This window comes from Rhizobium sp. NPDC090279 (genome assembly GCF_044769665.1).
In the GTDB taxonomy this organism is placed as follows: Bacteria; Pseudomonadota; Alphaproteobacteria; order Rhizobiales; family Rhizobiaceae; genus Rhizobium.
Window position 1 is genome coordinate 222,969 of record NZ_JBIVYI010000002.1, and the last position, 12,077, is coordinate 235,045.

Here is a 12,077-nt window from a genome sequence, read left to right on the forward strand (position 1 = left end):
CCAGCGATCCAAGATCCGGTTAATGGCGGCGGCCTATTTGCGCAACGCGTTCAACAGGTTCATGGACGGTTCGCCATCCGCATCCATGCCCATGCGCTGCTGAACGGCTGATATCGCAGCTTTCGAGCCCGATCCGAAATTGCCGTCGACCACGCCATCATAATAGCCGAGCTCCTTCAGACGCGTCTGCAGCTCGAACTTCTGCTTGACGTCGAGCGTGCCGCTGGGGCGCGGCCAGGACTGCTGCATGCCGCCATAGCCGGCGATCTGATCCGCGAGCAGCCCGACGGCGAGCGCATAGCTGTCGGAAGCGTTGTAGCGCTTGATGGTGAAGAAGTTGCCGGTCATCAGGAAGCCGGGACCATCGGGTCCGCCGGGCATCTTCAACTGCGCGCGGTCGGAGGTCATGCGAAAGCCCTTGCCGTTGGGACGCGTAAAGCCGAGAGCCGCCCACTGCGCGATCGTATGGGTCTTGCCGGCCTGAGCGCCGCCGCCGGGTGGCACGACCACTTCATAGCCCCAGGTGCGTCCGGTATCCCAGCCGTTCTTGGCGAGAAGATTGGCCGTCGTCGCCAATGCGTCCGGAATGGAGTTCCAGATATCGGCATGGCCACTGCCATCGGCATCGACGGCATAGAGCAGATAGCTGGTGGGGATGAACTGCGTATGCCCCATGGCGCCGGCCCAGGAACCATTCAGATCCTTGCGCGAGATATCGCCCTTCTGCAGGATCTTCAGCGCGGCGATGAGCTGCTTCTTGGCATAATTGGCGCGTTTCGGATCGGCATAGGCAAGCGTTGCGAGCGCTTGCGGCACATAATGCAGCCGATCGTTCTTGGCGAGAACGGCGCCGTAATTCGATTCCATCGACCAGATGGCCAGCATGATGTTGCGATCCACGCCGAAATGCTGTTCGAGCGTGCGCAGCGTCGACCCGTATTTAACCGCCATCTTGCGGCCAATATCAATCGTATAGGGATTGACACGGGAGTCGAGGTAATCCCAGACTTGGGACTTGAATTCCGGTTGATACTGCGCCTTTTCGAGGACCGTGGGGTCTGGGTCCGTCACGCCGGCAAATGCATTGCGATAGGTCGATTGCGTGATACCGCTCTTAGCGGCGGTAGCGTAAAAGCCCGCAATCCATTTTTGGAACCCAGGGTCAGCATTGGCGTTAACGGGAAGGAATCCCGCGAAGGCGCCGAGCGCGAGCGCCAGAGCGAGACCACGAAGGGAGTTTTTGCGGTTTACGGTCATCTACAGCCTTGTCCATCAATTGTTGGATTTCGGTGCGGCGATGCGCGTAGCATCGGCCCATGCGTGACGCTAAACGAACGAAGTCAACAAATTCTTTACCATGGAAGTGTGGTTCAGTCATTATTTGCAAAACAGTAGCAAATTTAATCTACTGACCTTTAGAATGGCCTAGTGCCAACTGATTTGATGCCCAGGAGGTATGAGTGGGACAGCATAAGAAGGTTCGTAAGGCAGTATTTCCAGTCGCCGGGCTAGGGACGCGGTTCTTGCCGGCGACCAAGGCGGTGCCGAAGGAAATGCTGACCGTCGTGGACAAGCCGGTAATTCAATACGTCGTCGACGAGGCGATGGAAGCCGGCATCGAGCATTTCGTGTTCGTCACGGGTCGCAGCAAGCACGTCATCGAAGATTACTTCGACATCCAGTTCGAGCTCGAGCACACACTGCGCCAGCGCAACAAGAACGCCGAACTGTCGCTGCTGAACGGCCTGCTGCCGAAAGCCGGCACGGCCAGCTTCACGCGCCAGCAGGAGCCGCTCGGTCTCGGTCACGCCGTTTGGTGCGCCCGCGAGATCGTCGGCGACGAGCCTTTTGCGCTGCTGCTGCCAGACATGGTCATGCGCGCTGAAAAGGGCTGCATGAAGGGCATGATCGAGCTTTACGAGCACAGCGGCGGCAACGTCATCGCCGTCGAGGAATGCGCGCCGGACCAGACCCATAAATACGGTATCGTCGGCGTCGGCGAGACGATCGGCAACGGTTTCCGCATCACCGAAATGGTCGAGAAGCCGGCCAAGGGCACGGCCCCGTCGAACTTCTTCATCAACGGCCGCTATATCCTGCAGCCGGAAATCTTCCGTATCCTGGAAAGCCAGGAGCGCGGCGCCGGCAACGAGATCCAGCTGACGGACGGCATGCTGAAGCTTGCCAAGACGCAGGATTTCGCCGGCTATCACTTCCAGGGCCAGACCTTCGACTGTGGTGCAAAGGATGGTTTCATCCTCGCCAACGTCGCTTTCGCCTTGGCGCGCGCCGATATCCGCCCGACCATTGAGGACGAGTTCAAGGCGTTGATCGCAGCCTTGAAATAGGCGCTCGAACCTTTCGGTAGAAATGTTGAGGCCCGGCACATGCCGGGCCTCAATTCCTTTGGGCGGAAGAGTGGGTTTAGGCGAAGGACGCGATCAGCGCTTGACCGTCAATCCGAGGCCGGCCTGGAACTGGCGTGTGCTGTCGCCGACATCTCGGGTCGTCAGCTGATAGCCGACATTGCTGGTCAGATCGAGATAGCGGTTGATGCCCCAGGTCAGCCCGAAAGCCGCGTCGTATTCGACCTCGTCGGCGGCACGGCCATTGGAGGGGTAATTGCGCCAGATCGGCCCCCCCGTCAGCTTGGCCGTGAGGTCGTCGCGCAGCTGATGGCTGATCGTGCTCGTGAGCTGGTAAGCGGTATAGCCGCTGAGACCGGCCGTGGTGGATGGCTGGACCGTGGTCGAAAGGCCGACGCTGATATCGGTGCCGCGCTGCGGCGACCAGGCGAGACTGCCGTCGATCGTCGGCGAATCGACCGAGGCGAGGCGCGAATCGTCGAATTGCGTGTGCTGGTAGCCGAAGCCGAGCTCGCCCTTGAATTTTTCGCCGAGGTCGAACTCGACGCCGCCCTTGCCGCCGTAGCTCTGGTTCGAGCGGGCATAGCCGTTGCCGTCGCGCGTCTGGTCGTAGACGGCACGGCCGAGATTGACTTCGACAAAGGGGATGATGGCCGGCGAGAGTTCATAGCCAATGCGTCCGCGCCAGGTTCCGGCCGTCTGGTTGCGGTCGCTAAGCGTCACCGTCGTCCCGTCGGAGAGTACGGCGTCGGAATAGACGCTGCGTGTCAGCGCCACGGCCGTCGTGCCGCGCAGCAGGCCGAAATCGCGCTCCAGCGAGAGCCCCGCCGTGTACTGATTGACGGCGGACTGCTTTGCGGCGCCGGCGATCGCATTCGGATCGCTGGTGTCCTCGCGGTAGAATTGATAGCCGGCGGTGATATGCGCGGTCGTGTCGGCGGGAAGATCGAGACGCAGGTCGGCATTGAGGTTGATGGTCGGCTTTTCTTCGCCCGTGCCGCTGATGTTCTTCTGCCAGACGCCTTCGCCAGTGACGGTCAGGGCGTGGCGATCCCAATCCGATGTCAGGGTGCTGCGCAGGTCGGTCTGCAGGAAGCCGCGATTGTCCTTGCTGTCGCCGGTGCGATCGCGTTCGACATTGATCGACTGGTTGATCGAAGGCTTCAGAGTGAAGGTGCCGAGCGGTATGCCCTGGACGTCTGCGCGATCCGGATGCTGGCGAGCCTTCAGGCCGTCGACGGTGGGTTCCTGTATATTCACGCGGCGCAGATCGTTATCCAGCGTCGAGCCGGTCGTTGTGGGGTCGATGCCAGTAAGGCGCAGCGGCGTGTTCAGCGGCGTGTCGCTGGAGGTCGATGTCTGGTTTGCCGATGCGCCTGCCTGGGCGTTGGTTCCAGGTGCGGCATTCGGATCGGTTGGGGACGCCGATGTCGAGGCCGGCAAAGTGTCGTCGAGGGTCTGGTCGGGCGGTAATGATTGCGCATTGGCCTGCAGTGGCGCGGCGAATGCGATACCCCAGCCAAGCACGGCGGAGGTCGCCCATGCCGTCAGCCGGAGGGCACCATGACCCGCCTTGTCCTTGCCGATGCCCATGTTGTCTGTATCTGACCCTGCTGGAAATGACCTAAATTCTTACTCAAGTGTAAAGCCGCGTGGTTAACGCTTGGTTGCCAAGCTATGGCGACAAGAAAGGGTTCGATAATATTTGTCGCCAGGGTGTTGCAGACCGTCGCCATCGCCATAAGTCGATCTTTGATGGACAGATTTGCAGAAAAGCGTTAGGCCTCGCTCATGAACAAGAGAGCTGTAAGACTCATCGAGAACGGTGCGATCGAATCCGCGATGCGAACGATCGAGACCGAAAGGCGGGGCATGGAGGCGCTGGAACGCGCGCTGACCAACGGTTTGGCCGAGCCCTTCAGCCGCGCGGTGGAGCTCATCGGCGACATCAGCGGGCGTGTCGTCATCACCGGTGTCGGCAAGAGCGGCCATATCGGCAACAAGCTCGCCGCGAGCCTGGCGTCCACCGGGACGCCGGCTTTCTTCGTGCATCCGGTCGAAGCCAATCACGGCGATCTCGGCATGATCACGCAGGACGATGTCATCATCGCCATATCCTGGGGCGGCGAGAGCGCCGAGTTGCGCGGCATCATCAGCTATTCCCGCCGCTTCTCAATCCCGATGATTGCCATCACCGCCGGCGAGACCTCCACGCTTGCACGCGAATCGGATGTGGTCTTGCTGCTGCCCAAGGAGCAGGAAGCCTGCCCGCACGGGCTGGCGCCGACAACGTCGACGCTGCTGCAGCTTGCCATCGGCGATGCGCTGACCGTGGCTCTGCTCGAGGCACGGGGCTTCTCGGCCGAGGATTTCCGCACCTTCCATCCCGGCGGCAAGCTGGGCGCCAGCCTCTCGCATGTCGCCGATATCATGCACAAGGGCGACCGCGTGCCGCTGGTCAAGCTCGGAACCGGCATGCCGGAGGCGGCGATGACGCTATCGAAGATGCGGTTTGGCTGCGTCGGGGTGATCGATGACAACGGTTGCCTGTGCGGCATCGTCACCGATGGCGATATCGCCCGCAACCTCGGCGCCAGCCTTGCCGAAAAGCTGGTGGATGATGTGATGACCCCTAATCCGAAGACGGTCAAGGAAACGACGCTGGCGACCAGCGCCATGGCCGTGCTCAATCGCCACAATATCTCGGCGCTGATTGTTGTCGACAATGAGCGCCGACCGATCGGTCTCGTACACTTCCACGATCTGCTGCGGATCGGCGTCGCCTGATCAGACCGGTTCGACCGTGAGGTCGCGACCGTTGCTGGCGACGACTTTGACGCGGGTACCAACAGGCAGGTCCGGACCGTTGACCGTCCAATAGGTATCGTTCAGGCGAATGCGCCCCCGGCCTTCCGCGATCGGCTGGTCGAGGGTTGCCGTGCGCCCCACCAGGCTGGCGCCGCGCTGGTTCAGGAACGGTTCGTCCGTGACCTGGTTGTTGTTATAGAGATAGCGGCGGCCGATGAGCGTGACGATGACGGCGGTTGCGGCGAAGACCAGCCCCTGCACCTGCCAGATCCAGAAGCTGTTCTCCCAGAACAGAAGCGACAAGGCGCCGACGATGATGCCGGCGAGCCCGATCCAGACCAGGAAGAAGCCCGGCAGGATCAATTCGGCGGCAAGCAGCACCAGACCGACGAGCCACCAGCTCCAGGGGCCAAGTTCGACGATGAGGTTGTCGAACATCTCAAGTCTCCCTCGACGTCAGCGGATTGATCGACGGCGTGGTGCGAGCCGGGCCAGGGCCGGGCCGTGGCCGCAGAGGTTGCGGCGTGCCATTGCCGTCGCCATTGTCGCCGAAGACTTCGCGGGCGATGGCGCCGATGCCGCCGAGCGAACCGATGAGAGAGCTCGCCTCCATCGGCATCAGCACGATCTTCGAATTGTTGGCCGAGCCGATTGCGGTCAGGGCTTCGGTGTACTTCTGCGCGACGAAGTAATTGATGGCCTGGACGTTGCCTTCGGCGATGGCCTCGGAGACCACGCGGGTTGCCTTGGCTTCCGCTTCCGCCAGGCGTTCACGGGCCTCGGCATTGCGAAACGCCGCCTCGCGCTGGCCTTCGGCCTGCAGCACGGCGGCCTGCTTGGCGCCTTCGGCGCGGAGGATCTGCGCATTGCGCAGGCCCTCGGCCTCCAGAACCTGTGCGCGCTTTTCGCGCTCCGCCTTCATCTGCCGGCCCATGGCGTCGACCAGGTCCTTCGGCGGCTGAATGTCCTTGATTTCAACGCGCGTCACCTTGATGCCCCAGGGCTCGACGGCCTCATCGACCACGCGCAAGAGCCGTTCGTTGATGGCATCGCGGTTGGATAGCAGCTCATCCAGGTCCATCGAGCCCATGACCGAGCGAATATTGGTCTTGGTAAGGTTGAGGATCGCGCTTTCCAGGTTGGTGATCTGATAGGCGGCCTGAGCCGCGTTCAGCACCTGGAAAAAGGCGACCGCATCGGCGGAGATGCTGGCATTGTCCTTGGTGATGACCTCCTGCGTCGGCACGGCCAACACCTGCTCCATCACGTTCATCCGCATGCCGATCGTTTCGATGAAGGGCACGATCAGGTTAAGTCCCGGCTCCAGGGTGCGGATATAGCGGCCGAAGCGCTGGACGGTGTAGCGATAGCCCTGCGGCACCGTCTTGATCCCGGCGAACAGCACCAGGATGACCAAGACCACCAGGGCAACCACAACGATACTGAAACCACCGACTACCATTGAATTCCTCCATGGACGCGCCCGCCTTAGCAGGCTCGCGTCGCGTAAATCGCTGCCGTTCGGCCTCCATACGCTCGGTCGAGCCCATGAGGCGGCAGCTCAATCAGATGTGGTGGGTTAGCATGTTCTCGGCAAGTGAGGAATGGGGCTACAGCGGGCACTTTGCCGCGAGACCGCTCAACCAATCGCCGTCTGGGTCTTGCGCCCGGCGATTGATCTTCATACCTTATATGGAAATTTCCGGCTCCGCTGCCACGCAGCCTTTCGGGCCAAGCCACTTCGCATCATCAGGGTGAAGCTATGAACTTAGATAGGACCTTGCGGTCGGTTGTGGCCGTGCACGCCTCAATTCCGGAAGATGCCTTTACCGCCGCAACACTCGGCACCCGCAGGGAAGGCAGTGGCGTGGTCATTCGGGGCAATGGCCTGGTGCTGACGATCGGTTACCTGATTACCGAAGCGGATGAGGTCTGGCTGACGACCAGTAGCGGCCGAGTCGTGCCCGGCCATGCGCTCGCTTACGATCAGGAAACGGGGTTCGGCCTCGTCCAGGCGCTCGGGCCGCTCGATGTGCCCGCCCTGGAATTTGGCGACACCAACAAGGCCGAGATCGGCGATGAAGTCGTCGTCGCCGACGGGATTGGCCAGTTCGTCGAGGCGAAGATCGTCGCCAAGCAGGAGTTTGCCGGCTATTGGGAATATCTGCTCGACGAGGCGATCTTCACGGCACCCGCACACCCCTCTTGGGGCGGAGCGGCGCTTGTCGACGAGGACGGCAAGCTTCTCGGCATCGGCTCGCTGCATCTGCAGATGGCGACGCAGAACGGCGACAGCGCCGATATCAACATGATCGTGCCGATCAACATTCTGATGCCGATCCTCGATGATCTGGTCAAGCGCGGTCGCGTCAACAAGCCGCCGCGGCCCTGGCTCGGCGCCTTCTCGGCCGAAAGCAATGGCGAGGTCGTCGTCATGAGCGTCACCGAAGGCGGCCCGGCCGCCAAGGCGGGGTTACGCCGGGGCGATGTCATTTCGGAAATCCGCGACGGGGAGGTCGACGGGCTCGCCGATTTCTACCGCAAGGTCTGGCAGAGCGGTCCGGCCGGCGCCGAGATACCGATGCGGGTGCTGCGCGACGGCCGGGAGGCCTGGCTGCGCATCAAATCCGCCGATCGCGGCAGTTTCCTCAGGAAGCCGCAGCTTCAGTAAAGCGGTCGCCGGGTCAATCCCGGCGAACTCGTCAGGCCCAGCCGAGCAGCTCCCGCCGCACGACCTTTTCCAGCACGTTCATGCCGTCTTCGCTGTCGTTGAGACAGGGGATGTGCGCAAATTTCTCGCCGCCATTGTGATGGAAGGATTCGGCGGCCTGTTCGGCGATCTCCTCCAGCGTCTCCAGGCAGTCGGAGACGAAGCCGGGATTGAGCACGGCGATGCGCTTGGTGCCATCCTTGGCGAGCTGCTCCACCGTCTTGTCGGTGTAGGGCTGCAGCCATTCCTCCGGGCCGAAACGGGACTGGAAAGTAACCATGAACCGATCCTCGGTAAGTCCGAGCTTTTCGCGCAGCAGGCGGCCGGTTTCGATGCATTGGCCGTAATAGGGGTCGCCCTTCTGCGAATAGGAAAGCGGGATGCCGTGGAAGGAGGCGAGGATCTTTTCCGGCTGCCAGTCGAGCGTCGCCAGATGTCGGGTGATGGAATTGGCGAGTGCCTCGATATAGGTCGGATCGGTATGGTAGTCCGGCACGGTGCGCAGGGCCGGCTGCCAACGCATCTTCACCAGTTTCTCGAATGCCTTGTCGTTGACCGTGGCGGTCGTTGCCGCCGCATATTGCGGATAGAGCGGAAAGAGCACGATACGGTCGCAGCCGCGATCCTGCAGTGCCTGGATACGCTCGCCGATCGACGGCGTACCGTAACGCATCGCCCAATCGACGATCACATCAGGCAAATCCGCCAGGCGCGCCGCCATGAGGTCGGACTGGTTGCGGGTGTAGGTACGCAGGAAGCTTTCGTTCTTCTCCTTGTTCCAGATCGTCTCATAGGCCTTGCCGACTTTCTGCGGCCGGGTGTTGAGGACGATGCCGAAGAGGATCGGATACCATTTCCAGCGCGACCATTCGATTACCCGCTGGTCGGTCAGGAATTCGCGCAGATAGCGCCGCATCGATGTGTAGTCGGTGCCGTCGGGGGTGCCGAGGTTGACGAGGAGGACGCCGATCTTGCCGGATTTTTGTTGTGTTTGGCCGGTCGCGACTTCTGCTGTCATCAATCATACCCTCTGAGCGAAACGAAGCACTTCACATAGGAACAAAAACCGGCCCGGGAAAGCCCGGACCGGCCCTCTCATGCGAGACAAATCGTCCTTACTTGGCCGGAATCCTCAACTTTTCGCCGACCGATAGATGATGCGGCTTGATGTTGCGGTTGGCGGCCACGATTTTGCGCCATTGCCGGGCGTTGCCATAATAGGTCTTGGCGAGATCCCACAGCGTGTCGCCGGCGACGACAACATGCGTCGCCGGTGTCTTCGGCGGTTCGCTGACCTTGGCTTCCGGCGCCACTGCGGCCGGAGCCGTGGCCGCCGGTGCGGAGACAGCCGGGGCTGAAGTCGATTGCGCCGGGTCCGACTTTGCCGGAGCGGACGGCGTAGCCGTCGGGTTTGCCGGCGTGGTCGTGCTTGGTGTGGCCGCCGCGGGAGCCGAAGAGGCTGGCGGTGTTGCTGTGGACGAGACAGCGCCGCTATCGGCAGCGGCAGCGGCAGCAGGGGCCGGCTTTTGCTCGGGCGCGGCCTGCTGCGTGGTATCGGCGGGCTTTGCCGGCTCCGGCTGTGCGGTTGCCGCTGCGGCGGCAACCTGGGTTATGCGGCCGTCGGTATAGGGCTTGTAGGGATTGTGCGCCCCGAGATAGTCGGCAACGACCGATTCCAGATTGGGGCCGAAGTCATAGGCATTCTTGCCGTCTTTCGCGAAGACGGTGTAGCCGTCGCCGCCGGCGCGCATGTAGTTGTTGCTGACGACGCCATAGGTCTTTTCCGGGTCGATCGGCTTGAATTCCGTGCCTTCCTGTACATCGACAGAGACCAGCCGGCTGCCCGGCGGCTTCGACTTGTCGAAGCTGTATTTGAGGCCGGCAACCTGCGGGAAGCGGCCGGCACCGTCGTCGATCTGGCTGAGGCCGTTTTCAAGCGCCGCCTTCACATCCGCGCCCGTCAATTGAAAGGTCGCGACCGTGTTCTGGAAGGGTAGCACTGTGAGAACATCGCCCATCGAGACGTCGCCGGCGCCGATGGAGGCGCGCAGGCCGCCGCCGTTCTGGATGGCGATGGAAATACCCTGCGCCTTGGTGCGGTCGAGGATCGCGTCGGCAACGAGATTGCCCATCGAGCATTCCTGCACACGGCAGACTTCGCGCGCGCCTTCGATCGGACCTTGCGAATTGCCGATCACCTTCTTGCGCAGTTCCTCGATCGGCTTTGCCATCTCCTGAACGCGCGCGGCAATCGCCGGATCTGGTTTGATGGAAGAATCGAGCAGGATCGGGTCGCCCTTGGCATCCTTGACGGCACCGTTATCGTCGAAAGTAACGACAAGATCGCCGAGATACTTGCCGTAGGAGGCGGCCTGTACGACGGGCACCTTATAGCCCGCGGGGTTGTCGACCATGGTCGGATAGGGGCCGGCTGCCTTCGGGTCGGTATTGGACAGCAGCGTGTGCGAGTGGCCGCCGACGACGACGCTGACGCCAGCGATCTTGGCGATCTTTTCGACATCGCGGGGATAGCCGACATGGGTGAGCGCAATGATCTTGTTGACGCCCTGCGATTTCAGCGCGTCGACTTCGGCGCTGATGGCGGCGGCATCGTCGGTGATCTTCACATGCGGGCCGGGAGAGGCAAGCTCCGGCGTCTCGGTCGTCACGGCGCCAACAATGCCGATCTTCTGGCCGCCGATGTCGAGGACGATCGATTTCTTGATGCGGTTGCCGAGCTTGGACTGATCGTCGACCACCAGATTGGCGGTTACGACCGGGAATTGCGCCTTGTCGAGGAAGGCGGCAAGCGGGCCTTCGCCGTCGTCGAATTCGTGATTGCCGACCGTCATGGCGTCGATCTTCATGTCGTTGAGGAATTCGACTTCGGCCGCCCCCTTGTAGGTGGTGTAGAACAGGGAGCCCTGGAAATTGTCGCCGGCATCGAGAACCACCACGTTCTGGCCGGCAAGGGCGGTACGGCGCTGGTCGATCGCCGTCTTCAGCCGGGCTGCGCCGCCGAAGCATTCGTTCTTGGCTTCTTCGGCTGCAGAGCAGCTGGCATCGAACTTGTTGATCGATTCGACGCGTGAATGGAAATCGTTGAAGTGCAGGATGTTGAGCTGATAGTCCGCGAAGGCGGCGCTGGTGCTGAGCGCCAGCAGCGTGGCGGACAAAAGACCCACTCCGAAGGGCTGCTTCATCTGTCTCTCCTGTTGGTCATTGCTATCCGGCCCGCCAGTGCCCCCACGGCGGTCCCCCGCGCAGATGTTTTCATCCCGGCGTGGCGAGCGCAAGCAAAAGCTGTTGGCTTCATTAGGATTTTACAAAGCGGCGGAATGGGCCGCCGGATCAGGCGCAGGCTTCAACGGAGGCCGCACCATGAGATTCGCGCAGCGCCGCGACGGCATTCCAGCCGACGGCAAGGAAGACGAGCAGGCAGCAGAGTGAGGCGACAAGATGAAGGCGCCGATTCCGCTTTCGGTAGAGCAGGATAGCGCCCGCGCCGTAGAGGAGCAAAGCGGGCAGAGCGAAGAGGAGAACACCCGCCGGCCCGTCGCAATCGAGGGCCTCGATGCCCTGGGCCCGATAGCTGTTGACCGGGAGCACCGTCGCCAGGAGGGCGACGGGCAATGCCGCGACAAGCGCCAGATAGAGGACCAAGATGGCGCGCATGATGCCTTATCCGTCCATCTGGACCCTATCAGCCCTGGCGGTTGAGCGAGAAGTGGCCGCCGGTTTCGGAGGTGCAGTTGAGCTGGCTCGGATTGGCGAGGAAGCAGTTGACCTTCGACGAGCTGCGCTTGATGTTCGAATAGAGATTGATCTGGATCACGCCTGACGGATCGGTCGTATAGGTTCCCGAGGCCATCTGCTGGTTCGTGCCGTCCGTGGTATGCGTTTCGAATCGGCCGGCGTTGAAAGTCGAACTCAGGCCATTCGAATCAGCCCAGCTGCCTTCCACCGAGTTCGTCCGCGGCTGAGCGCCGGGGTTCATCGCCATCGGCGGTGGTCTCGATCCGCCGAAATCGACGCAGGCGGACAAAGCTGCCGCGGCAGCGAGGAGGGCAAGAGCGGTTCTCATCTTCATAAATATCTCCCGCGAATAGGGGCGGACTAAAGGCGCATCGGTTGCAAGGAAGATGGCGCGACCATCGGGCTAAAGCAAGGCTTCACAGGCGATCTGCTTGATT

11 protein-coding genes are annotated in these 12,077 nt (G+C 61.9%); 3 read left to right on the forward strand and 8 right to left on the reverse strand.

Going from position 1 to position 12,077, the window contains the following annotated elements; translation table 11 throughout:
- Positions 1-33 precede the first annotated feature (33 nt).
- Complete coding sequence (locus ACIQWP_RS05130) at positions 34-1,257, reverse strand: lytic murein transglycosylase (protein WP_402783139.1); 1,224 nt, start codon at positions 1,255-1,257, stop codon at positions 34-36.
- A 203-nt stretch (positions 1,258-1,460) separates the two neighbouring features.
- Here ACIQWP_RS05130 and galU point away from each other — a divergent pair, with 203 nt between their 5' ends.
- Entirely contained in the window at positions 1,461-2,348 is an 888-nt protein-coding gene (galU, locus tag ACIQWP_RS05135; protein ID WP_402783141.1) for a UTP--glucose-1-phosphate uridylyltransferase GalU, read from the forward strand.
- A 93-nt stretch (positions 2,349-2,441) separates the two neighbouring features.
- Here the strand turns inward: galU and ACIQWP_RS05140 are convergent, their stop codons facing one another.
- A complete protein-coding gene (locus ACIQWP_RS05140; RefSeq protein WP_402783143.1) occupies positions 2,442-3,959 on the reverse strand; it encodes an outer membrane beta-barrel protein in 1,518 nt (505 codons plus the stop codon).
- Positions 3,960-4,157: 198 nt separating this feature from the next.
- On the opposite strand from ACIQWP_RS05140, the gene ACIQWP_RS05145 reads away from it, so the two are divergent.
- Positions 4,158-5,153: an SIS domain-containing protein gene (locus ACIQWP_RS05145; RefSeq protein WP_402783145.1), complete on the forward strand. Its 996-nt coding sequence runs from the start codon at positions 4,158-4,160 to the stop codon at positions 5,151-5,153.
- On the opposite strand, the gene ACIQWP_RS05150 is transcribed toward ACIQWP_RS05145, so the two are convergent.
- Together ACIQWP_RS05150 and ACIQWP_RS05155 are read right to left on the reverse strand one after the other, a co-directional pair.
- Entirely contained in the window at positions 5,154-5,612 is a 459-nt protein-coding gene (locus tag ACIQWP_RS05150; protein ID WP_402783147.1) for an NfeD family protein, read from the reverse strand.
- 1 nt (position 5,613) lies between these two features.
- Positions 5,614-6,636 carry an SPFH domain-containing protein gene (locus ACIQWP_RS05155; protein ID WP_402783149.1) on the reverse strand — a complete coding sequence of 341 codons (1,023 nt, stop codon included), beginning with the start codon at positions 6,634-6,636 and terminating at the stop codon, positions 5,614-5,616.
- 300 nt (positions 6,637-6,936) lie between these two features.
- Between ACIQWP_RS05155 and ACIQWP_RS05160 the strand changes: the two genes are divergently transcribed.
- Positions 6,937-7,845, forward strand: a complete 909-nt coding sequence (locus ACIQWP_RS05160; protein WP_402783151.1) for a S1C family serine protease — start codon at positions 6,937-6,939, stop codon at positions 7,843-7,845.
- A 31-nt stretch (positions 7,846-7,876) separates the two neighbouring features.
- Here ACIQWP_RS05160 and hemH read toward each other — a convergent pair whose 3' ends face one another.
- The 4 genes from hemH to ACIQWP_RS05180 form a co-directional block, all read right to left on the reverse strand.
- Positions 7,877-8,902: a ferrochelatase gene (gene hemH, locus ACIQWP_RS05165; protein ID WP_402783153.1), complete on the reverse strand. Its 1,026-nt coding sequence runs from the start codon at positions 8,900-8,902 to the stop codon at positions 7,877-7,879.
- Positions 8,903-8,999: 97 nt separating this feature from the next.
- Positions 9,000-11,087 carry a 5'-nucleotidase C-terminal domain-containing protein gene (locus ACIQWP_RS05170; RefSeq protein ID WP_402783155.1) on the reverse strand — a complete coding sequence of 696 codons (2,088 nt, stop codon included), beginning with the start codon at positions 11,085-11,087 and terminating at the stop codon, positions 9,000-9,002.
- Between the two features lie 148 nt (positions 11,088-11,235).
- Positions 11,236-11,559, reverse strand: coding sequence for a hypothetical protein (locus ACIQWP_RS05175; protein WP_402783157.1), 324 nt, complete (start codon positions 11,557-11,559; stop codon positions 11,236-11,238).
- Between the two features lie 28 nt (positions 11,560-11,587).
- A complete protein-coding gene (locus ACIQWP_RS05180; protein WP_402783159.1) occupies positions 11,588-11,974 on the reverse strand; it encodes a hypothetical protein in 387 nt (128 codons plus the stop codon).
- Positions 11,975-12,077: the final 103 nt, after the last annotated feature.